A 20,725-nucleotide genomic window follows, 5' to 3' on the forward strand; every position below is an offset into this window, starting at 1 on the left:
CTCGTCGTCGGCACCGGGCGTTTTTCAGTGTGGCTGCAACAACCTGAGCGTCAGGCCGCGAGCCCCGCCATCCGCTTGCGCTCCTGACGCAGCATCACGAAGTTCGCGATCACGACGCCGGCCGTCACCGCAACGATGAACAGCGTCGCGAGCGCGTTCATCTCCGGGTTCAGGCCGAGACGCACGCGCGAGAACACGACGAGCGGCAGCGTCGTCGAGCCGGGGCCCGACAGGAACGCCGACAGCACGAGGTCGTCGATCGACAGCGTGAACGACAGCAGCCAGCCCGCGATCAGCGCCTGCGAGATCAGCGGCAGCGTGATCGTGAAGAACACCTTCAGCGGCGTCGCGCCGAGATCGAGCGCGGCTTCTTCCAGCGACGGGTTCAGCTCGCGCACGCGCGACTGCACGATGATCGCGACGTACGAGATGCACAGCATCACGTGGCCGAGCCAGATCGTGAACACGCCGCGCTCGGCCGGCCAGCCGATCCATTTCGCCAGCTCGATGAACAGCAGCAGCAGCGAGATCCCCTGGATCACCTCGGGGATCACGAGCGGCGCGTTGATCATCCCGCTGAACAGCGCGAAGCCGCGAAAGCGCCCCATCCGGGCGAGCACGAAACCGGCCCACGTGCCGATGAACACCGACGCGAACGCGGTCAGCACGCCGATCTTCAGCGACAGCCAGGCGGCCGTCAGCAGCTCGTCGTCCTGCACGAGCGCGGCGTACCAGCGGAACGAGAAACCCGACCACACGGTGACGAGCTTCGACTCGTTGAACGAATAGACGATCAGGCTGAGGATCGGGATGTAAAGGAACGCGAAGCCGGCAAACAGCGCCGCGAACTGCAGATAGCGATTCGGCTTCATCGACGGCCTCCCTGTTCCTTCGCCTGGAAGTGCTGGAACATCGCCATCGGCACGAGCAGCAGCAACACCATCGCGCAGGTCACCGCCGACGCCATCGGCCAGTCTGCGTTGTTGAAGAACTCGTTCCACATCACGCGGCCGATCATCAGCGTATTCGCGCCGCCGAGCAGCTCCGGAATCACGTACTCGCCGACCGCCGGGATGAACACCAGCAGGCAGCCCGCGATGATCCCGTTCTTCGACAGCGGCAGCGTGATCTGCACGAACGCCTTCCACGGCTTCGCGCCGAGGTCGTACGCGGCTTCGAGCAGGCGCAGGTCCATTTTCACGAGGTGTGCGTACAGCGGCATCACGAGGAACGGCAGGTACGAATACACCATCCCGATGTACACCGCGTAGTTCGTGCGGTACAGCTCGATCGGCGTGTGCGTCAGGCCGATCCACATCAGGAAGTTGTTCAGCAGCCCGTTGTTCTTCAGGATGCCGATCCACGCGTACACACGGATCAGGAACGACGTCCAGAACGGCAGCATCACGCCCATCATCAGCAGGTTGCGGGTCGCCGGGTTCGAGCGCGCGATGTAGTACGCCATCGGATAGCCGACCAGCAGACACAGCAGCGTCGTGATCGCGGCCACCCACACCGAGTTCACGTAGGTCGCGAAATACAGGCTATCCGTGAACAGGAACGCGTAGTGCGACAGGTTCAGCGCGACGTGCACGACGCCGTCGGTGTACGACGCGAGTTCCGTGTACGGCGGGATACCGAGCTGCAGCTCCGCGAAGCTGATCTTGACGACCAGCACGAACGGCACGAGGAAGAACAGCACGAGCCACGTGAACGGCCCGGCGACGACCGCCGACGCGCCCGTCAGGTTGAAGCGCCGCACCGGCCACTCGAGCAGGGACTTGAACGCGGTCATGACGTCAGCACCACGCCGGCCGTCGCGCTCCAGCGCACGTAGATCTCGTCGCCGAGCGCCGGCGTGTCGAGCTCGGAAATCGCGAGGCTCGACACGTTCGCGATCACCGTCTTGCCCGCGTCGAGCTTCACGTGATACAGCGAATAGCCGCCCATGTACGCGACGTTGCTGATCCTGCCGCGCGCCCAGTTGAACGCGCCTTCGGGCGGCTTGCGCGTGAGCGCGATCCGCTCGGGACGCACCGACACCGTCACCGGCATGCCGAGCGGGCCCGAGATCCCGTGGCTCACGTACAGCCGGCTCGGCAGCTCCGGCGATTCGATGTACACGTGGTCGGGTTCGTCCTCGACGGTCACGCCGTCGAACAGGTTCGTCGAGCCGATGAATTCGGCCGAGAAGCGGCTGTTCGGGTATTCGTACACCTCGTTCGGCGAACCGATCTGCACGATCTGGCCTTCGCTCATCACCGCGAGGCGGTTGGCCATCGTCATCGCTTCTTCCTGGTCGTGCGTGACCATGATGCAGGTGACGCCGACCTTGTTCAGGATGTTGACGAGCTCGATCTGCGTGCGCTGGCGGATCTGCTTGTCGAGCGCGGACATCGGCTCGTCGAGCAGCAGCAGCTTCGGGCGCTTGACCAGCGAACGCGCGAGCGCGACGCGCTGCTGCTGGCCGCCGGACAGTTGATGCGGCTTGCGCTTCGCGTACTTGCTCATCTGCACGAGTTCGAGCGCCGACGCGACGCGCTCCTTCAGCTCGGCCTTCGGCGTGCCTTCCTGCTTCAGCCCGAACGCGACGTTCGACTCGACCGACATGTGCGGGAACAGCGCGTACGACTGGAACATCATGTTCACGGGCCGCTTGTACGGCGGCATCTGCGCGAGGTCCTCGCCGTCGATCAGGATCTTGCCCGACGTGACCGTCTCGAGGCCCGCGAGCATCCGCAGCAACGTCGACTTGCCGCAGCCCGAGCTGCCGAGCAGCGCGAACAGCTCGCCCTGGCGCACGGTCAGGTTGACGCTGCGCACGGCTTCGGTGTCGCCGAATTTCTTGACGACGTCGACGATCTGGACAAAGTTCTCGGCGCGCGCATCGGCGCCGGAGGAGGAAACGGAGAACGGCGCGCCCGCAACCGGCGCACCCGACTGGCTATTCATGATGTGCTGCTTCTCTCCTGCGTTAGACGAACAAAGCCCCCGGGGGCACCAGGGGCTTCATGACTGCTGGTTCACTCCGGCTCGCGTCAGCGGCCCGACTTCAGCTCGGTCCACAGACGCGTCTGCAGACGCTGGATTTCAGGCGGCAGCGGCTTGAGCAGGAACAGCGTCTTCACGACGTCGGCCGGCGGGTAGACGGCCGGGTCGTTCGCGACGTCGGGCCGCACGTACTTGCGGGCCTCAGCGTTGGCGCTCGGGTAGTACACCGCGTTCGTGATCGCCGCGTGCACCTTCGGATCCTCGATGTAGTTGATCCACTGCAGCGCGGCATCCTTGTTCTTCGCATCCTTCGGGATCGCCATCACGTCGAACCACACCGGTGCACCGCCCTTCGGAATGTAGTACTCGACCTTGTACGGCTTCTTGGCTTCGATCGCGCGATGCTTCGCGATCACGACGTCGCCCGACCAGCCGAACGCGAAGCAGATGTCGCCGCCGACCAGGTCGTTGATGTAGCCCGACGAGTTGAATTGCGTGATGTACGGGCGGATCTTCTTCAGCACTTCCATCGCGGCCTTGTAGTCGGCCGGGTTCGTGCTCATCGGATCCTTGCCGATGTAGTGCAGCGTCGCCGCGAACATCTGGTCGGGCGCGTCGAGCACCGACACGCCGCAGGTCTTCAGCTTCGAGATGTTTTCCGGCTTGAACAGGATGTCCCAGTTGTCGAGCGGCACCTTGCCGAGCGCCTGCTGCGCCTTCGTCAGGTTGTATGCGAGACCGGTCGTGCCGTACGCCCAGGGCACCGAGAACTTGTTGCCCGGATCGGCGCCGGCGACGAGCGCCATCAGTTGCGGATCGAGGTACTTGAGGTTCGGCAGCTTCGACTTGTCGAGCGGCGCGAAGATGCCGGCGGCGATCTGCTTGCCCGCGTAGTTGCTGGTCGGCACGACGATGTCGTAGCCCGAGCTGCCCGTCAGCAGCTTCGCCTGCAGCGTGTCGTCGCTGTCGTAGTTGTCGTAGCGGACCTTGACGCCCGTCTGTTTCTCGAAGTTCGGGATCGTGTCCTTCGCAATGTAGTCCGACCAGTTATAGACATTGAGCTGCGTATCCTTCGCCGCTGCCGCCGACGCACCCACGCACAGCGCGAGCGCTGCGAACCGGCCCACTACCTTTGCTTTCATCCCGATCTCCCTCCGGCCGGACGCGTTGCCCGGCTGCCGTCTGCCTCGTCACGGCGGCGCATTCTGGCGCGCCGCCCCTCGAAAACCCCGAAAACTACCATCATTCGCGCCCCGTCACAAAAAAATCATGCCGGTGTCGCGCAAACGGAACAGATTCCCGCCACTGGCCCGTCGGGCCGCCCGTGCGGCGGGGTGTTCCGGGGGAATTTTATCGGGTAATCGGCCGCTGTCCACCGGGAAAAACGGGCAGCGGCGAAACTGCGTGCGCGGGCCGTCCGGCACCTGCGCCGGACGGCCCGCCGTACTGTCACGCTCCCGCACAGGGACAGCATGCCGGCGCCACCGCCCGAGCCGGCCGCCGCGATGGATTAAAATGGCGGCTGACGATTCAACTGCGCGAACCCTTCCGATGGCCTCCAATCTCCACGACCTGCCCGACAGCCCCTGCATCGGCGTGTGCTCGACCCTCTTCGACGAAGTCTGCAAGGGCTGCGGCCGCACGGCCGCCGAAGTGTCGAACTGGGTGTTCCTGAGCGACGACGAAAAACATGCGGTGTGGGAACGCATCACACGCGAAGGCACCGCGATGCGCTTCCAGTACGACAAGCTGTAAACCGGCCGCGCAAAAAAAAGCGGCATGCCGACCGCCATGCCGCCAACCCCAACTCTGTTCTATTCCCGTCGCGTCAGAACTTCATCCCGACGCCCACGCCGACGATCAACGGATCGATGTGCAGCGTGCCGATGCCCTTGTCGCCCAGCGTCGCATCGGTGCTCATCCAGATCTTCTTCACGTCGACGTTCATGAACACCTTCTTCGTCACCTGCACGTCCACGCCGAACTGCAATGCGGGGCCGAAGCTGCTCTTGTTGATCGACACGCCCTGCCCGCCGACGTTGAGCCCGTTGTTGTAGAAGTACGTGTAGTTCAACCCGGCGCCGACGTACGGGCGCACCTTGCCCGCATGGTTGAAGTGATACTGCAGCAGCAGCGTCGGCGGCAGCACGCCCACGCCGCCGAGATTGCCGAGGCTCGACGTCATCTGGTGCCGCGACGTGCCGAGGATCAGCTCGACGCCAAGGTAATCGCGGATCATGTACGTGAAGTCGAGTTCCGGCACGATCGCGTTGTTCACGCCCGTGTTGATTGCGCCGAGCGTGTCGCTCGCGCGCTCGTTCGGCTGGATGCTGATCGCGCGAAGCCGAACCAGTACGTCACCCTGGTTGATGCCGTCGCCCGGCGATGCCGCGTGCGACAGCGAAGGCATCGCAACGAGGCTTGCCGCGACGGCGGCAGCGGTGACACAAGTTCGAATCGTTTTATGCATGGTACGGACCCCCAAAGAATGGTTTCCATTCTCCCTGTAGGGTCTTTTTGCCATCTTGATATTGGTCAAGCCAGCGTAAACGTGGGGCGGTTTGCCGCAGGCTCGGCCGCACAGCCTGTCAGCAGCAGGTCGAGCAGATCGCGCACGCTGCGGATCGCACGGCCGAACGGCAACGCTTCGCGGCCACGGAAGAACAGCCCGTTCGCGACGTCGCCGCGCAGCGCGGCCGCGAGCCGCGTGTCGATGCAGAAGTGGCCGAACTTCTCGATGCCGTCGCGCAAACCGCATACGCTCAGGCATTCGAGCGCGGTCGGGCAGCGCTGCTTCAGTGCGCCGAGCTTGGTCCGGATGCGCGTCTCGTTGCGCAGGTAACGATCGAGCCACGGCGTCTTCACAGCCCGCGCGGGCAGCCCCGTCACGCTGACGAATTCGACGATGTCGTCGGGCGTCGCATCGGCGAGCACGCGCTTGAAATGCGGATGCGCATCGCCCTCTTCGGTCACCGCGAACGGCGTTCCGACCTGCACGCCGTTTGCACCGGCTGCGAACGCCGCACGCACCGTGTCGTGACTGTTGATCCCGCCCGCAACGATCAGCGGAATCGTTTCGCGTGCGAGACCGAGCGACGCCATCACCTGTGCGGTCTCGTCCAGCACGCGAGCGAAATCGAAGCGGCCGTCGTGCATGTCGTCGATCTGCGTGACGCCGAGGTGGCCGCCCGCATGCGCCGGATGCTCGATCACGATCGCATCGGGCAGGCGCCCTTTCTTCATCCACTTCTTCAGCACCAGTGCGATCCCGCGGCTGTCCGACAGGATCGGGATCAGCGCGATGTCGCGTCCTTGCGTGAGGTCGGGCAGATCGAGCGGCAGGCCCGCGCCCATCACGATCGCGTCAGCGCCCTCGTCGCACGCGACACGCACGTAATCCGCGTGTGCGCTCACGGCCTTCATCACGTTGACCGCGATCATCCCGCGCCCTTCGCTGTAAGTCTTCGCGAGACGGATCTCGCGGGCGAGCGCGTCGAGGTTCGCGGCTTCGAGCGTCGCGCGATCGGGTTGCGCGCGGCAGCGTGCCAGCAGGTCCGCGTGATGGTGGCGCAGGTCGATGCTCGCGATCGTGCCGACCGCGCCTTCGCGCGCGACGCTGCCGGCCAGCCGGTGTGCGGAGATGCCGACGCCCATGCCGCCCTGCACGACAGGCAGCAAGGTGCGGCCGCGAATCGTCAGCGGCGGAAAGGAAGTGCGTACGGTCATCTGAAACCTCGTCGGAACATCGGAACCGCGATGATCGACGATCCACCGACGCGCACCTTGACGGCCGTCAATAAAAAAACGGCACGCGAGCGTGCCGTTTCCGGTTCATGCCGTCGGAAGCGTTCAGGCAGGCTTCGCCGGCTTCAGTTGCATCGACTTGTACTCGAGATACTCTTCGAGCCCGTACACGCCGTTCTCGCGGCCATGCCCCGACTGCTTGTAGCCGCCGAACGGCGCCGCGCCGTTCCACGTGCCGCCATTGATGTCGACCTGCCCCGTGCGGATGCGGCGCGCGACGCCCATGGCGCGTTCGTCGCTGCCGGCCCACACCGCGCCGCCGAGCCCGTACGGCGAATCGTTCGCGATGCGCACGGCTTCGTCTTCATCGCGATACGTGATGATCGACAGCACCGGCCCGAAGATTTCTTCCTGCGCGATCGTCGATTTCGGATCGACGCGGCCGAACACCGTCGGTTTCACGAAGAAGCCCTTCGCGAGTCCTTCCGGCAAACCGGTGCCGCCCGTCACGAGCTCCGCGCCTTCGTCGATCCCGCGCTGGATGTACGCCTGCACGCGTTGCTGCTGGACGGCCGACGCGAGTGCGCCGAGACGGGTTGCGTCCTGCCGCGGATCGCCCGCGACGTACGTTTCGGCCGCCGCCTTCGCGATCTCGCGCGCTTCGTCGTAGCGTGCTTCCGGCACCAGCATGCGCGTGTGCGCGGAGCAGGTCTGCCCCGCGTTCAGGTAGCACGCGTTGACCGTGCCCTTCACCGCCGTCGCGAAATCGGCGTCGTCGAGGATCACCGACGCCGACTTGCCGCCCAGCTCCAGCGCGACGCGCTTGACGCCCGCGGCCGCCAGTTCGGCCACGCGCTTGCCCGCGCGCGTCGAGCCCGTGAACGACACCATGTCGACGTCCGGATCGGTGGCCAGCACTTCGCCGACGACAGGCCCGTACCCGCACACGAGGTTGAACACGCCGGCCGGCAACCCGGCTTCGTGTATCGCTTCGGCGAGCATGAACGCGTTGAGCGGTGCGACTTCGGACGGCTTCAGGACGACCGTGCAGCCGGCCGCGAGCGCCGGCGCGACCTTCAGCGTGACCTGGTTCAGCGGGTAGTTCCACGGCGTGATCGCCGCGACGACGCCGACCGGCTCGCGCACCACGAGCGAGTTGCCGACCTGCGCCTCGAATTCGAACGATTCGGCGAGTTTCGCGTACGCCTTCCAGTTGTAGATCGGGCCGCCGACCTGGATCGCGCGCGACAGCTTGATCGGCATCCCGACTTCGCCGGTGATCGATTGCGCAAGCTCCTCGCTGCGCGCCTGCAGATGCTCGACGATCTTGCGCAGATAGCCCGCGCGCGTCGCGGCCGGCGTGGCGGCCCATGCGTCGAAGGCTGCGCGCGCCGCACGGATCGCGTCCTGCGCGTCGGATGCGACACCCTCCGGAATTCGCCCGATCACGGCCTCGGTGCCCGAGTCGATCACGTCGATCGTGCCGGTGCCGGCCGGTTTGCGCCATGCGCCGTCGATGTAGAACTGGTCGTAGATTTTCATCGCTTTCCGCCTCCAGGGAAGCCGACATTCTAGCGAGCGTTTCGGTTTCCCGGTGTGACGATTGACAGCCTTTCGAAAGGACCCGGACGCCGTCGGGCCGCCGCTTCGCCGCCGGTCGCGCGCGCCGGCACGGCATTCGCGTCCCGCCGCCGCGTCAGCATCTGCCCGGGTGCGCGGCCGGGCCCGCATCGTGCTATGTTTTTATTATCGGCACCGGGCCATTGCGGCCGGCGCCGCCCGGAATCGACGCATCTCGTGAGCGCTGCCATGTCCGACGCACCCCATACCCTCGGCTCGCAAGACCGCCTGGAGCTGCTTTGCTGGCTCACCTGCGGCAATCTCGGCGCGTTTTACCTCAACGAATCGTGGCCGGACGCCACGTTCCAGGTTCAGGCCGCGCACCGCTGGCTCGACCGCCATCACCGTCAGGCCGACTGGCTCGCGGTCGCGAAGCTCGCAGCGCTCGCGCAGGACATCGCGAAGCGGCATGCGGGGTTCGTCGACGCGTCGTGGGCGCGCGACGCAGTCGAGGAAATCGTCGATACCGACGATCTCGACTATCGCGCGAAACTCGTGCAATGGGTGTACGAAGACTGCTGCAAGGCGCTCGCGGACAAGCGGCTGGCCGATTGAGGATCGAGCCGTCCACGGCCCCGCGTGCGCGCGGGTCGCGGCATCGCTTGGCACGATGCCGCTTCGGCTGATACCGATGTAACGGCCTGAATGGCCGACGGGGGCAGTCCACGCGCGCCGCCCCCGGTGTGCCGGCACGCGCGATGCGTGCCGCGGTGCTTACAGCAGCGACTTCGCCTGTGTCAGCACCTTGTCGCAGATCTGCTTGGTCACCTGCTGCTTCAGGCCACCGCCGCTCAGGTCGAGCTTGCCGCCGTTGCCGGCGTCGAGGATCCCGCTCGCACCGCTCGTATAGCCGCTGTCCGACGACGCATTGCCGCCGAGCTTGCCCATCAGCGCGTCCTTCACCGACGCTGCGCCACCGCCGGACGCGCCGCCGAGATAGTTGTTCTGGATGCAGAACTGCAGCAGGCCCGCGACGTTGCCGGTACTGCCCGGCGTCAGCGACGCGCCGCCGCCGCCCGTCAGCGCACCGCCGAGGCCGCCGAGGTTGCCGAGCGCCCCGCCCGCGCTGCCGCCCGAATCGCCGCCGCCGCCGACCTGCTTCAGGACATCGCCAAGCTGCGCATGGGCCACCGAAAACGGTGCGAGCAATCCGATCAGCGCGCCGGCAACGGTCGCGCGGTATAGACGTGCATTCATGTGAAGCCTCCCGGTTGTGACTGCGTGAGTACCGCGAATTACCGCGAATCGAATCCAAGGATACTCAATCAACCGGGGCATGACAGCCTTCGCAGGCGGCCTGAAACGTCAGGCATCGTGATATCGCGGCGATTTGACAATGCTTGACGGCGTGCCGGCCGGCAACGCGGGCTCGAAATGCGATCGAATGCGCGCGCTTGCTCGCCATTCCGTGTCGCCGGCACGCACGAAGCGTCATAGAATCGTCGTCGCCGGCCGTTCGGCCGCTCCGGCCCCGTCTAACCTCGAACATGAAGGATGCTCGCGTGGCGCTCGCCCATCGATTTCTGCTGATCGCCGGTGCATCGGCCGCACTGATCGCCGGCTCCGGTGCCGCCGGTGCGGCGCCCCCGGCAGCGGCGACCGCATGCGCGTCGCCTGCGTTCGACCGCTATCCGGCACCCGCCGCCAGCCCGCCGCGCAAGCCGGCGGCGGCGCCCCGGCTCGCCGGCAAGGAAGCACGCCTGTACCGCACCGTCATTCGCGACGCATTCACGCAACCGGTCAATTTTGCCGGTCACTATCGCGTGGCGATCTGGGGTTGCGGAACGGATTGCCGGAATTTCGCGATCGTCGACAAATACACGGGCGCGACGTACACGATGCCCGGCGTGACCGCCATCTCGGGGGTGATGGGCAACGACGACGAGCGCGTCGACTTCCGTCCAGGCAGCACGCTGCTGATCGTCGCCGGCTGCTTCAACGACGCTTGCGACGACAGCAACGCGAAGGCGGCCCGGTTCTTCTACGAATGGACCGGCACCCGGCTGCGTCCGGCCGGCACCTGCCCGCTGGCGATCGCCCCCGTCGAATAGGCGGCCGGTTCGCAACGCGCATGCGACGACGATTCCCCCAGCGGCGCGCGACGCCGACGACGTTCGAGCGGATCCACGCTCGAACGCAAGCGGTTTCGCGTAACCAAGACCGTGTCATGCACGGCACGGCCGCGTTCGTATTTCGGCGCCTTCGTTCGCATGCCCCCGTTTCCGCGCGCTGACGCATCCTATCCTGCACGCATGTCCTTTGTTTTTGACGGAGCTCACGATGCGGACGACACGGGCAGCAGGCAGCGGATCGGTCGCGAACGCAAGTTCGAGTTCGAGCGAATCCGACGTCGATTCAAACCTGTCGACACAGGCCCAGCTGGGTGGCCGTGCGACGTTTGCCGATCAGCGCTTCGAAGCGCTGAACCGCCCGCAGAGCACGCGACAGGCCATCGAACAGCGCGGCTATACGCGCACCCTCGCCGGACTCGATGCGTTGCGTGCCGACGCCGACGGCACGAAGCTCGCGGACAAGGCGTTCGTGGCCAAGTTCGCGATGGATCAACTCTACTCCGCGGGCCTGAAACCCAAGCTCGGCGGCAGCCTCGCCAGCCACCTTCACGGCGCGCCGAAGGAGCCGAAGGACGTCGACATCGAAATGCAATCGGCCGCAGAACTCGACGCCGCGATCAAGCACCTGTCCGGCCGCTTCCACTACGAGGGCGAATCGATCAAGGTACGTGCGCACCAGGACGATATCGAAGAAGGCGTCGGCGCCCTACTCGACGTCAAGCTGGAGCGATCGGACAACCGCACGTCGTCGACGCACGTCGGCATCGATCTCGTCAACGAGAACATACCGGCATTCAACCGCGAGGTGGTCGCCCCCGAACGGACCGGCAGCCCCGCCGTCGGCACGGCCGACACCTTCCGCCTGGTCGTCAACGCCATCGATCGCCACCTGAACAAGCCGAATACCTCGGAAGCCAAACGCGACGCATCCACCGTCCATCATCTGCTGAAGAGCAAGGGCTACCGCGTGACCGACGCATCGCACTGGCAGGCGATCCACGACGGGGTCGCGTCAAGGATACGGGATCCTCGCGATGTGGCGGTTTATATGGGCGAATTGCGCGCGATGCTGACGGAATACGCCGACGAGCGCGGCAACCGTTCGAAGCATCACAAGACGCGCAAGAAAACCGACGGCTGCACGACGATGTAACGCGCGTCGAGCCGGCGCGGAAAAACACCGCATCGTGTGTGAATGCAGGCCGCCGGCTCGTCCGAATGCCTTGCTCGCGGTGACGGGCGCATGCGCGAGTGCCATGCCGATGGTCGTGGCCTGGAGAGCCCGTCGACGGATTGCGCTATCGTTCGGGTTTCACTCACACGGCGCGCCCCACACGCGATGTCCATCCGCCTCAGTTTCGACGACGGCCCGGGCCCGTCGACGCCGGCCTTGCTCGACGTGCTGCACGCTGCCTCGTGCACGGCAACCTTCTTCCTGCTCGGCAAGCACCTGGCGGTGGCGCTCGACGTCGCAGCGAGAATGGCGCGCGAAGGTCATCTGCTTGGCAATCACACGCATTCGCACGCGAGGCCGGGCGTACTCGCGGATCGCGCACTGATCGAAGAAATCGAAGCAACCGACGCGCTGATTCGCGACGCGTATCGCCGGGCCGGCAGGCCCGCGCCGGACGACATCCCGCTGCGCCTGCCTTACGGGCTGCAGCCGGAAGACCATCGCGCCGGCGTCCTTGCGCGCCTGCAACGCGAACACACCGGCTGGACCGCGATCCTGGATGACTGGCAGCGGCCGGCGCCGTCGCCGCAGGCGCTGTGCGACGCGATGTGCGCGCATGTCGATGCCAGCTTGGCGCAGCATCGCGACGTGCTGTTCTGCATGCACGACGGATCGCGGCATGGCGCAGCGCGGCCGAACACGGTCGAAGCCGTGCGCCTGTTCCTGAACCGGCAGCGCTGACGCGGCAACCGGCTAGCTTGCGGGCACCGCTGCGTCCAGCAACTGGCGCCAGCCGCCGAGGAATCCGATGCCGGGCCCCGGCATCCACAGGCCGCGCTGCGCTGCTTCGAGATGAATCAGCGTCTGATCCGCGCAGAACAGCAGCATCAGCGCGTCGTGGTTGTCGCGCATCCAGTCCGGCGCAGCGTCGGGCCGCGTCGCCGCATAGGCGTGCAGGCCGGCGTCCCATCGCCGCCGGTCGAATACGAAACGATCGTCGCGGCCCGCATCGCGCGACAGCGCGAACAACGCAAAGGCCGCCTCGAGCCATTGCGCACCCTGCCCCACATCGTCGAAATCCAGCACGCCGTTCACCGCGTTGCCGACATACAGCAGGTTGCCCGCGTGATAGTCGCCGTGCAGCCAATGCACCGGCCCCGTCAGCCACGGCGACGCCGCGTCGAGATGCATGCCGATTCGACGGATCACCGTGTCGTAGTCGCGGCGCGGATCGCCCGGCAACGACGGCATCGCCCGCGCCGCGACGCGCGCATGACGCGCCGACAACCACGCCAGCGGCACCGATTCGCTGGCGGGTACGGCCGCCAGCGCCGCATGCAGATGCGCCAGCGTGCGCATCGCATCGATCGCCCCCGCGTGCGCGTCGTGCGGCAGGCCGGGATTGCCGTCGATATGCTCGAACAGATGCAGCCAGCTTCCGTCGGGAAGCTGCACGCCGGATTGCGCATCGACGGTCGGCCGCAGACGCGGCAACACCGGCAATATCTGCGCGTTGCACGAACGGCCGAGATCGCCGAGTATCGACGCCTCGCGCTCCACCTGCCTGGCCGGCTTGCCGGACCACGACACGCGCAGCACCGTGCGCCCCGCATCGCACTCGACGAGGTACGTTTTGTTAGTATGGCCCGACGCCAGCGCCTGCATGCGCGCCGGCCCGATGTTCCAGTACCGGTAAAGCCACGGTTCCAGCGTTTTCACGTCACTCCTACTCGTTGCATTGACCATGTCAGAGCGTCCTTCGGCCCGCATGCGGGACATCAATATCGATTGGCTGACCCGCGCGGCCGAATTCGATCATCTGTTCCAGACCCGCTGGCTCGGCGAGCGCTTCTTTCACCTGCCGGGCGACATGCTCGCGCTCCAGGAACTGATCTGGCGCGAGCGCCCCGACTGCATCGTGCAGACCGGCATCGCGGCGGGCGGCGGTGTCGTGTTCTCCGCGTCGATGCTGGAACTCGCGGGCGGCAATGGCCGCGTCGTCGCGATCGAGCCGCGCCTGCGCGACGAAGTCAGGCAGCGCCTGCAAGCGCACCGGCTCGCCCATCGCATGACGCTGATCGAAGGCGAATCGTGCGCGGCCGACACGCTCGCATCGGTGCGCGCGCAGATCGGCGACGGCGCGCGCGTGATGGCGATCCTCGACCTCACGCATACGCATGCGCACGTGCTGCGCGAACTCGAATGCTATGCACCGCTCGTGACGCCCGGCAGCTACGCGATCGTGATGGATACCATCATGGAGTACCTGCCCGAGTCGATGTTCGACGGCAAGCCGTATGGCCGCGGCAACAACCCGGCCACGGCCGCACACGAGTTTCTCTCCCGCGACGACCGGTTCGAAGTCGACCACGACATCGAGGACCGCGTGCTCATGACGCTGTCGCCAGGCGGCTTCCTGAAGCGAGTGCGCTGATCAGCCGGGCAGCCTGCGCCGAGCCGTCTTGCGCGTAGCTGTCGCGGATCCGCGCCGCGTGCTCGCGCAGCGAACCGGGACGCAACAGGCGCTCGAGCGCCTCGGCGATCTCCGCGACGCCCGCCTGCTGCAGGTCGAGCACGCACCCCGCGCCGGCCCGCTCGACGAAGTGCGCCGAATGAAACTGGTCGTTGCAGAACGGCGACAGCAGCATCGGCACGCCGGACGCGAGCGACTCCATCACCGAATTCGCGCCGCCGTGGCTGACGAATGCATGCGTGCGCCGCAGCAGCGCCAGTTGCGGCGCATAGCGCACCGCGATCACGCGTGCGTCGCCGGCCGGCAGCCGATCCGAATCGACCAGTTCGCCCACCGACAGCACCAGTTGCGCCGACGTCGCGCGCGTCGCGTCGATCACCTTCGCGAACAGATCCGGGTGGTAATAAAGCTGGCTGCCGAGCGACATGTAGACGAGCGGGCGATCTGCGTCGATACGTTCCCACGGAAACGCCGTCTCGTCGCCGCGCGGGCCCGACGGCATCGCGGGGCCGACCAGTTCGACACCGGGCGGCGGCGTACCCACCAGCGCATCGGTCGTGAACGCGAGCGTCAGGTGCGGCGACAGCACGTCACAGCCGCGAAAGCGCGCATCGAGCCCGTAGCGCGCGAACAGGCTTGCGCGTTCCGGCGCGAGCCATCGCACCGTGCGCAGCAGTTCCGAATCGAGATCGTCCGGCAGCACCGGATTCAGCGAATTCGACATCGATACCCACGGCAGCCCTTCCAGCTCGGCGGCGATCGCGGCCGCATACAGCAACGGATCGATCACGACCACGTCGGGCCGCCAGTCTCGCAGCACCGCGCGGATGCCGTCCACCTGCGACGGGGCAAGATCGATCAGCAGCGTGCGGATCCAGTGCCGCAGCCAGTCCGCATCGCGAATGTTCGCGGCGAAGCTCGCGCCGCGCGACAGGTCGTGGCGTTCGGGCGTTTCGCGCGGCCCGACGAACGCGAAATCGCCGGCGCCGTCGAGCTGGGCACTGATGTCGGCCGGCGCGTAGAACGCGACGTCGCAGCCGGCCGCGCGCAGATGCTGGGCCGGGCCGATGCACGGATTGACGTGGCCCTTCTCGGGCACCACGCAGAACAGGATGCGTTTCATGAGCAGCTCAGGTCGGTCGATGCGCGGCATCGAGGTGAAGGTGCGCGAGATGATCGAGGATCAGTGTCAGCGTCGTCCACAGCACGCGTTCGGTATCGGCCTGCAGCGTGGGGACGGCAAGGCCCAGCGTGTCGGCCAGCGCCTGCGTGCGGTCGCGATCGAGCAGCGACGCGAGGTCCATCGCCGGTGCGAGCCGCCCGCGCTTGGGGCCGTGCACGAGACGGTCCGGCAGGTTCAGGCGCGCGCCGAGATCGCGCAGGCATTGCTTGTTCGGGTCGGGCGCGATGCTCGTCAGATGCGCGACGACCGCCGTATCGACGAACGGCGGATGCAGGTCGACCGACGCTGCGTCGAACAGCGCATGACACAACGGCAGATAGTTGGCCGACCGGTCGCGGCGCAACACCTGATCCGCCCCGTCGCCGGTAATCGCGACCTCGATGCCGTCCGCCGCCATCGCCTCGGCCAGCAACAGCTTCGCGACCGGATGGAGGTTGAACATCGGCTCCTCGACCGCGTGGGTCGTTCTAGGCAGCGCCGCGACGAAATCGGCCTCGTTCGCACGCACGATCTTCACGTTCGCCTGCATCTGCGTGGCGAGTTCGAGCGCTGCGTCGAGTTCGCAGTAATCGGGCATGTCGGTCGCAAGGATGTAGGCCGTCACGTGCGGCAGTGCGCCGAGTTCGCGCAGCAACGCAAGCAGCAGCGCCGAATCGAGCCCGCCGCTCAGCGCCAGCGCGACGCGCTTGCCGCTGTCGAGCGCGCGTTGCAGCGATGCGTGCAGCACGGTGTCCAGATCGGCGTGCTGCGGCCGTTCGGGTGCCGGCTGCACCGTCAAGCCTTGCGGCGAACGGATCAGCGCGTGACCGGGCGGCACCGCGAACACGTCGCGCAGCACGGTGCGGCCAACGAGGCGCTCGCCGCTCAGGTAGCCCGCGATGGCGGCCGTGTCCGGCGCACCGGCCGGTTGCCCCGACGCACGCAGCACGGCACGGATGCCGGACGCCGACGCGCCGCTGCGCGGATGGTAGTGCAGACGATCGAAACCGAACGGGTCGCGGGTGCCGACGATCATGGATAACGAGCCTTCAAGGTGTCCACTTCAATGCGTTTCAGGATGCGATGCGGCGCGACGGGTGCGCTGCCGCCCTGGCAATGCAGGCACGCTTCGAGCGGCGCCTCGCGTTGCAGATACGCGAGCATCGCGTCGAGCAGGCCCGCGTCGTCGCTCAGCGGCAGGCCGTCGGCCTGGAAATCCTTCTCGCCCTTGTAGAGCGTATGGAAATGCGCGGGACGCGTGCACGTGTAGAACATGCCGTCGCGAATCATATGGCAGCGCTCGCGGATCCAGCAATCGTGATAAAGGCGCTGCGCTTCATTGCGGTCCGTGCCGGGCTGCGCCCGATTCATCGTCGTGAATACGTCCTGCACCTTCCAGTTCAGGCGCACGTCGAAACGCGCGGCCTGGCGCTCGACATACGCGATCAGGTCGGGCGAAAGCGCCGGCTTCGGATAGCGCGAGATCGTCAGCGCATCCACCGCCTGCCAGAACGCGTCCGGCATCTCGCCGAGCTTCAGCCCGTTCGTCGTGACGGAGATCACCGGCGCGATGCCCGTCGCGCGCACGCGTTCGATCAGTTCGACGAGAGCCGGATGCAGCAACGGTTCGCCACCGACCAGCTTGAACATGCGCGGGCTCAATACCTTCGCGGCCATGCGCAAATCGGCCTCGATCGATTCGGGGCTCGCGTGCCACTCGGGCAGCAACGGCGACAGCGAGCAGCATTCCGCGCAGGTCAGGTTGCAGTGATCGACGATATGCGCTTCCAGCGAGCGTGTCCGGATGCGGCCATTTTCGACGCGGTAGTCGCGATCGAGCGGCGGCGGAAAGACATGCTGCCGCTCGCCGGACGGCGGCGGATTCGGGATCGTGTTCGGATTCGCACTCACTTCAGGTCTCACTTCAGGTTCCTGCTTCGACGCAACGGGAAAAGAAATCGACCAGACGGTCGCGCGCGTCCACCATCGCGGACGCCATCGTCACCGCGCCATTCAGGTGCGACGCGGAGCGCGACGGATCGTCGAGCCAGCCTTGCACGATCCAGAGCTTGAGCGCGTGCTGCAGGCACGCGGCATCGACCGCCCATGCGATGCGGGCGGGATTCACCGAACGCACCCCCTGGTATCCGCGCACGAACGCTTCCGCCAGCTGCGGCGCTTCCAGCGGCAGATGATTCAGGCACCGCACCAGTTCGTATTCGCGCGGTGCGCCGATCGACGCTTCCCAATCGAGGATCAGCGGCGGCAGCGTGCCCGTGAACAGATAGTTGAACTGGTTGTAGTCGTTGTGGATCGGGTGCTGCGGATCGTCGGCGGGAAACCTTTCGATGCTGCCGGGGTAGTAGCGGTCGAGCATGCGCAGCGCGAGGTCGACGTAGTGGTACAGGTTCGCGGCGCTGTCGTTCGAGCGTGCGCGATTCAGTGCGTCGAGCAGGCTGCGGCGTACTTCATCTGCGTCGATCGCAGTCAACCGCGCACGGATCGTGTCGAGCGATGGCAGATGCAGCTGTTCGAGGCTCAGGTGCAACGCGGCCAGGCTGGCGCCGAGCGCATCCCATTCAGCCGGCGAAAACGTGTCGTACGTTCTGAACTGCCCGGCTTCCCAGCGCGTCAGCATCGCGTGCGAACCCTGCCCCGTCCATAGCGGTTCGCCGGATGTCGTGCGCTTCAGCGTCTGCACGTGGAACCGTGCGTCGACGTGCGTTTCAAGGTGCGCCAGGACGGCGGCCTCCTTGATCGCGCGTGCATGGTGTTCGGACGCGTAGAGCTTGACCGCCACACCACCGCCTCCGTCATTCGGCAGATGCCACACGCGTTCGCTGACCCGGCGCGGCGCGGCGCTGCGGCCAAGCGCATAGGCATCGCGAATCTCGTCGAAGGTGACGGCGAGCGAGCCCATTCAGATATGCTCCGCCGGCCCGTGCCGATACGGATGACCGGTCAGGAACGTGTTGTGCCCGACATAGCGCAGCTTGTACATCGCAGGCCGGAACAGCACCGAAGGATCGTTGTTCGCGATGCCGAGCAGCGGATACAGGTCCTGTCGCACGAAGAACGCGTTGTTGCCCATGTCGTCGCAGCAGACGAGTTCGTAACCCTTCTGCCGGCCGAGACGAACGAGCGATTCGAGGCTCGCGCCGTAATAGGTCGAGCCGTCCCATTCGTGGTCCGGATTGAAGCACATGACCCAGCGCTCGGGCGGCGTGTAGTACGGGTTGTACTCGATCACGACGATGCGCGGCTTGAACGCCTGCAGGCCGCGCCAGACCCAGTAGTCGTTGCCGTCGATATCGATCGACAGCAGGTCGAAGTCGAGCGGCGTATTCGCATCGGCGAGCAGTTGATCGACCGTGTCGGGCTGGATGCGGTCGTGGTGCAGGCGCACGCGCTCCGCGCCTGCGTAGTGCGCGGCAAGCTTGCCGAACCGGTATGCGCTGCCTTCCACCAGCACGCCGGCCCAATCCTGCTCGCGCAGCAGCCGCGCGGTGTTGCTGTTGCGCAGCCCGTCGCTCGCGCCGATATCGACGCAGAAGCGGTTGGTCGGCACGATCCGCTCCATCAGGCGCGACAGGATGCTTTCCTCGGTGCCCTGCGCATACAGGCTTTGCGCAAGGCCGGACAGGTCGAGCGGGAGAGGATGGTCCGGCATTGAGGAGCGGCTCCGGGTCGAAATGGGGAATGATGATTGGCGTTCGGTGGGTAATTTACCCGAAGTCGATTGAGCAGACGAAACGGGAATGCGCGATGCGGGCGGGCATCGCCGCAAGCGGAAATGAAAAAGCCCGCCAAGTACAACTTGGCGGGCTCCCGGATACATCGGCTCAGGTACGACTCAGGACACTTATTCCTGCCCCTGACTCGTCAGGAACTCCTCGTAATTGCCGCCGAAGTCGAACAGGTTGCCGTCCGTCTTCACTTCGATGATCCGGTTCGCCAGCCCGCTCACGAATTCGCGGTCGTGCGACACGAAGATCAGCGTGCCTTCGAACTGCTCGAGCGCGATCTGCAGCGACTCGATCGACTCCATGTCCATGTGGTTGGTCGGCTCGTCCATCAGCAGCACGTTGTGGCGGCCGAGCATCAGCTTGCCCCAGATCATGCGGCCCTTCTCGCCGCCCGACAGCACCTTCACCGACTTCCTGATGTCGTCCGACGAGAACAGCAGGCGGCCCAGCGTGCCGCGCACCATCGTTTCGTCGTCGCCGTCCTTGCGGTACTGGTCGATCCAGTCCATCAGCGTGATGTCGTTCGGGAACTCCTCGTACGTGTCCTGCGGCATGTAGCCGACATTCGCGTTCTCGGACCACTTCACCGTGCCGTGCTCCAGCGCGAGCGCGCCGAGCAGCGAACGCAGCAGCGTCGTCTTGCCCGCACCGTTCTCGCCGATGATCGCGATGCGCTCGCCCGGCTGAACCGACAGGTTGAAGTTCTGGAAGATCGTGCGCTCGTACTTCTTCGTGATGTCTTCAGCGACCACCGCGACGTTGTGCAGCTTCTTCTCGAACTCGAAACGGATGAACGGATTCTGGCGCGACGACGGCTTGAATTCCTCGATCTTGATCTTGTCGATCTGCTTCGCGCGGCTCGTTGCCTGGCGGGCCTTCGACTTGTTCGCCGAGAAGCGGCGCACGAAGTCCTGCAGTTCGGCGACCCGCTCCTTCGCACGCGTATTCGCCGCGGCCTGGCGCTCGCGCGCCTGCGCCGATGCGAGCATGTAGTCGTCGTAGTTGCCCGGCCAAACCTTCAGCGTGCCGAAGTCCATGTCGGCCATGTGCGTGCACACCGAGTTCAGGAAGTGACGATCGTGCGAGATGATGATCATCGTCGAGTTGTACTCGTTGAGCGTTTGCTCGAGCCAACGAATCGAGTTGATGTCGAGGTTGTTGGTCGGCTCGTCGAGCAGCAGCACGTCCGGCTTCGAGAACAGCGCCTGCGCGAGCAGCACGCGCAGCTTCCAGCCCGGCGCGACGTCGCTCATCGTGCCGCTGTGGAACTTCTCCTCGATGCCGATGCCGAGCAGCAGCGCGCCCGCGCGTGCCTCGGCGTCGTAACCGCCGTATTCGGCGAACTTGCCTTCGAGTTCGGCGGCGTGCATGTAGTCGTCGTCGGTGGCTTCCGGGTTCGCATAGATCGCGTCGCGCTCGGTCATGGCGGCCCACATTTCGGTGTGGCCCATCATCACGACGTCCAGCACGCGCACGTCTTCGTACGCGAACTGGTCCTGGCGCAGCTTGCCCAGGCGGACGTTCGGCTCCAGCGCGACGTTGCCGGCGCTCGGCTCGAGGTCGCTGCCGAGGATCTTCATGAACGTCGACTTGCCACAGCCGTTTGCGCCGATCAGACCGTAGCGGTTGCCCTCGCCGAATTTGACCGAGATATTCTCGAACAGGGGCTTTGGCCCGAATTGCATCGTGATGTTGGCAGTAGAAAGCACGGCAGGTCCCGTTAAGAGAGAAATCGACGGAAAA

The 20,725-nt window shown here is 65.9% G+C and carries 21 protein-coding genes; 6 read left to right on the forward strand and 15 right to left on the reverse strand.

What is annotated here, in order from left to right:
* Positions 1-50: 50 nt before the first annotated feature.
* From OHZ10_RS09300 to OHZ10_RS09315, 4 genes are all read right to left on the reverse strand, one after another.
* Positions 51-872, reverse strand: a complete 822-nt coding sequence (locus OHZ10_RS09300; protein WP_059234085.1) for an ABC transporter permease subunit — start codon at positions 870-872, stop codon at positions 51-53.
* On the reverse strand, positions 869-1,795 hold the full coding sequence (locus tag OHZ10_RS09305; protein ID WP_059234084.1) for an ABC transporter permease subunit: 927 nt from the start codon (positions 1,793-1,795) through the stop codon (positions 869-871). Before OHZ10_RS09305 ends, OHZ10_RS09300 begins: the two co-directional genes overlap by 4 nt.
* Positions 1,792-2,952, reverse strand: coding sequence for an ABC transporter ATP-binding protein (locus OHZ10_RS09310; RefSeq protein ID WP_034186810.1), 1,161 nt, complete (start codon positions 2,950-2,952; stop codon positions 1,792-1,794). Before OHZ10_RS09310 ends, OHZ10_RS09305 begins: the two co-directional genes overlap by 4 nt.
* 86 nt (positions 2,953-3,038) lie before the next feature.
* On the reverse strand, positions 3,039-4,133 hold the full coding sequence (locus OHZ10_RS09315) for a polyamine ABC transporter substrate-binding protein (RefSeq protein WP_174991540.1): 1,095 nt from the start codon (positions 4,131-4,133) through the stop codon (positions 3,039-3,041).
* A 409-nt stretch (positions 4,134-4,542) separates the two neighbouring features.
* On the opposite strand from OHZ10_RS09315, the gene OHZ10_RS09320 reads away from it, so the two are divergent.
* Positions 4,543-4,746 (forward strand): DUF1289 domain-containing protein, encoded by a 204-nt coding sequence (locus OHZ10_RS09320; protein WP_059234082.1) that lies wholly within the window; start codon positions 4,543-4,545, stop codon positions 4,744-4,746.
* Between the two features lie 73 nt (positions 4,747-4,819).
* On the opposite strand, the gene OHZ10_RS09325 is transcribed toward OHZ10_RS09320, so the two are convergent.
* The 3 genes from OHZ10_RS09325 to OHZ10_RS09335 form a co-directional block, all read right to left on the reverse strand.
* A complete protein-coding gene (locus OHZ10_RS09325; RefSeq protein ID WP_059234081.1) occupies positions 4,820-5,461 on the reverse strand; it encodes an OmpW/AlkL family protein in 642 nt (213 codons plus the stop codon).
* A gap of 65 nt (positions 5,462-5,526) precedes the next feature.
* A complete protein-coding gene (locus tag OHZ10_RS09330; protein ID WP_174991541.1) occupies positions 5,527-6,717 on the reverse strand; it encodes an NAD(P)H-dependent flavin oxidoreductase in 1,191 nt (396 codons plus the stop codon).
* A gap of 123 nt (positions 6,718-6,840) precedes the next feature.
* Entirely contained in the window at positions 6,841-8,277 is a 1,437-nt protein-coding gene (locus OHZ10_RS09335) for an aldehyde dehydrogenase family protein (protein ID WP_059234079.1), read from the reverse strand.
* 267 nt (positions 8,278-8,544) lie between these two features.
* On the opposite strand from OHZ10_RS09335, the gene OHZ10_RS09340 reads away from it, so the two are divergent.
* Entirely contained in the window at positions 8,545-8,910 is a 366-nt protein-coding gene (locus tag OHZ10_RS09340; protein ID WP_059234078.1) for a hypothetical protein, read from the forward strand.
* A gap of 159 nt (positions 8,911-9,069) precedes the next feature.
* Here the strand turns inward: OHZ10_RS09340 and OHZ10_RS09345 are convergent, their stop codons facing one another.
* Positions 9,070-9,552 carry a DUF2501 domain-containing protein gene (locus OHZ10_RS09345; RefSeq protein WP_174991542.1) on the reverse strand — a complete coding sequence of 161 codons (483 nt, stop codon included), beginning with the start codon at positions 9,550-9,552 and terminating at the stop codon, positions 9,070-9,072.
* 305 nt (positions 9,553-9,857) lie between these two features.
* Here OHZ10_RS09345 and OHZ10_RS09350 point away from each other — a divergent pair, with 305 nt between their 5' ends.
* The 3 genes from OHZ10_RS09350 (at position 9,858) to OHZ10_RS09360 (ending at position 12,342) form a co-directional block, all read left to right on the forward strand.
* Complete coding sequence (locus tag OHZ10_RS09350) at positions 9,858-10,406, forward strand: hypothetical protein (protein WP_342702195.1); 549 nt, start codon at positions 9,858-9,860, stop codon at positions 10,404-10,406.
* 229 nt (positions 10,407-10,635) lie between these two features.
* Positions 10,636-11,580: a hypothetical protein gene (locus OHZ10_RS09355; RefSeq protein WP_155627135.1), complete on the forward strand. Its 945-nt coding sequence runs from the start codon at positions 10,636-10,638 to the stop codon at positions 11,578-11,580.
* Between the two features lie 186 nt (positions 11,581-11,766).
* Positions 11,767-12,342, forward strand: a complete 576-nt coding sequence (locus tag OHZ10_RS09360) for a polysaccharide deacetylase family protein (RefSeq protein ID WP_342704397.1) — start codon at positions 11,767-11,769, stop codon at positions 12,340-12,342.
* Between the two features lie 12 nt (positions 12,343-12,354).
* Here OHZ10_RS09360 and OHZ10_RS09365 read toward each other — a convergent pair whose 3' ends face one another.
* Positions 12,355-13,347, reverse strand: coding sequence for a phosphotransferase (locus tag OHZ10_RS09365; protein ID WP_342702196.1), 993 nt, complete (start codon positions 13,345-13,347; stop codon positions 12,355-12,357).
* Between OHZ10_RS09365 and OHZ10_RS09370 the strand changes: the two genes are divergently transcribed.
* Positions 13,346-14,035: a cephalosporin hydroxylase family protein gene (locus OHZ10_RS09370; RefSeq protein ID WP_059234073.1), complete on the forward strand. Its 690-nt coding sequence runs from the start codon at positions 13,346-13,348 to the stop codon at positions 14,033-14,035. The two genes, OHZ10_RS09365 and OHZ10_RS09370, sit on opposite strands and share 2 nt — an antisense overlap.
* Here the strand turns inward: OHZ10_RS09370 and OHZ10_RS09375 are convergent.
* The 6 genes from OHZ10_RS09375 to OHZ10_RS09400 form a co-directional block, all read right to left on the reverse strand.
* Positions 13,992-15,197 (reverse strand): glycosyltransferase, encoded by a 1,206-nt coding sequence (locus OHZ10_RS09375; RefSeq protein WP_342702197.1) that lies wholly within the window; start codon positions 15,195-15,197, stop codon positions 13,992-13,994. The genes OHZ10_RS09370 and OHZ10_RS09375 overlap by 44 nt on opposite strands.
* Before the next feature lie 7 nt (positions 15,198-15,204).
* The gene (locus tag OHZ10_RS09380) at positions 15,205-16,272 is read right to left on the reverse strand and encodes an asparagine synthase-related protein (protein WP_059234072.1); all 1,068 of its coding nucleotides are present in this window, start codon (positions 16,270-16,272) and stop codon (positions 15,205-15,207) included.
* On the reverse strand, positions 16,269-17,147 hold the full coding sequence (locus OHZ10_RS09385; RefSeq protein WP_342704398.1) for a radical SAM protein: 879 nt from the start codon (positions 17,145-17,147) through the stop codon (positions 16,269-16,271). The genes OHZ10_RS09380 and OHZ10_RS09385 overlap by 4 nt, the downstream gene beginning before the upstream one ends.
* Positions 17,148-17,160: 13 nt before the next feature.
* Positions 17,161-18,156, reverse strand: coding sequence for a phosphotransferase enzyme family protein (locus OHZ10_RS09390; RefSeq protein WP_342702198.1), 996 nt, complete (start codon positions 18,154-18,156; stop codon positions 17,161-17,163).
* A complete protein-coding gene (locus tag OHZ10_RS09395; protein WP_342702200.1) occupies positions 18,157-18,906 on the reverse strand; it encodes a hypothetical protein in 750 nt (249 codons plus the stop codon).
* A 192-nt stretch (positions 18,907-19,098) separates the two neighbouring features.
* Positions 19,099-20,691 carry an ABC-F family ATPase gene (locus OHZ10_RS09400; RefSeq protein ID WP_059234068.1) on the reverse strand — a complete coding sequence of 531 codons (1,593 nt, stop codon included), beginning with the start codon at positions 20,689-20,691 and terminating at the stop codon, positions 19,099-19,101.
* Positions 20,692-20,725: the final 34 nt, after the last annotated feature.

Origin of the sequence: Burkholderia arboris (assembly GCF_038723655.1) — a bacterium.
GTDB classification, from domain to species: Bacteria; Pseudomonadota; Gammaproteobacteria; order Burkholderiales; family Burkholderiaceae; genus Burkholderia; species Burkholderia arboris.

Excerpts from the sequence above, each read along its gene's own strand:
- OHZ10_RS09300 (WP_059234085.1), bottom strand. The coding sequence starts at position 872 with ATGAAGCCGAATCGCTATCTGCAGTTCGCGGCGCTGTTTGCCGGCTTC.
- OHZ10_RS09305 (WP_059234084.1), bottom strand. The coding sequence starts at position 1,795 with ATGACCGCGTTCAAGTCCCTGCTCGAGTGGCCGGTGCGGCGCTTCAAC.
- OHZ10_RS09310 (WP_034186810.1), bottom strand. The coding sequence starts at position 2,952 with ATGAATAGCCAGTCGGGTGCGCCGGTTGCGGGCGCGCCGTTCTCCGTT.
- OHZ10_RS09315 (WP_174991540.1), bottom strand. The coding sequence starts at position 4,133 with ATGAAAGCAAAGGTAGTGGGCCGGTTCGCAGCGCTCGCGCTGTGCGTG.
- OHZ10_RS09320 (WP_059234082.1), top strand. The coding sequence starts at position 4,543 with ATGGCCTCCAATCTCCACGACCTGCCCGACAGCCCCTGCATCGGCGTG.
- OHZ10_RS09325 (WP_059234081.1), bottom strand. The coding sequence starts at position 5,461 with ATGCATAAAACGATTCGAACTTGTGTCACCGCTGCCGCCGTCGCGGCA.
- OHZ10_RS09330 (WP_174991541.1), bottom strand. The coding sequence starts at position 6,717 with ATGACCGTACGCACTTCCTTTCCGCCGCTGACGATTCGCGGCCGCACC.
- OHZ10_RS09335 (WP_059234079.1), bottom strand. The coding sequence starts at position 8,277 with ATGAAAATCTACGACCAGTTCTACATCGACGGCGCATGGCGCAAACCG.
- OHZ10_RS09340 (WP_059234078.1), top strand. The coding sequence starts at position 8,545 with ATGTCCGACGCACCCCATACCCTCGGCTCGCAAGACCGCCTGGAGCTG.
- OHZ10_RS09345 (WP_174991542.1), bottom strand. The coding sequence starts at position 9,552 with ATGAATGCACGTCTATACCGCGCGACCGTTGCCGGCGCGCTGATCGGA.
- OHZ10_RS09355 (WP_155627135.1), top strand. The coding sequence starts at position 10,636 with ATGCGGACGACACGGGCAGCAGGCAGCGGATCGGTCGCGAACGCAAGT.
- OHZ10_RS09360 (WP_342704397.1), top strand. The coding sequence starts at position 11,767 with ATGTCCATCCGCCTCAGTTTCGACGACGGCCCGGGCCCGTCGACGCCG.
- OHZ10_RS09370 (WP_059234073.1), top strand. The coding sequence starts at position 13,346 with ATGTCAGAGCGTCCTTCGGCCCGCATGCGGGACATCAATATCGATTGG.
- OHZ10_RS09365 (WP_342702196.1), bottom strand. The coding sequence starts at position 13,347 with ATGGTCAATGCAACGAGTAGGAGTGACGTGAAAACGCTGGAACCGTGG.
- OHZ10_RS09375 (WP_342702197.1), bottom strand. The coding sequence starts at position 15,197 with ATGAAACGCATCCTGTTCTGCGTGGTGCCCGAGAAGGGCCACGTCAAT.
- OHZ10_RS09380 (WP_059234072.1), bottom strand. The coding sequence starts at position 16,272 with ATGATCGTCGGCACCCGCGACCCGTTCGGTTTCGATCGTCTGCACTAC.
- OHZ10_RS09390 (WP_342702198.1), bottom strand. The coding sequence starts at position 18,156 with ATGGGCTCGCTCGCCGTCACCTTCGACGAGATTCGCGATGCCTATGCG.
- OHZ10_RS09395 (WP_342702200.1), bottom strand. The coding sequence starts at position 18,906 with ATGCCGGACCATCCTCTCCCGCTCGACCTGTCCGGCCTTGCGCAAAGC.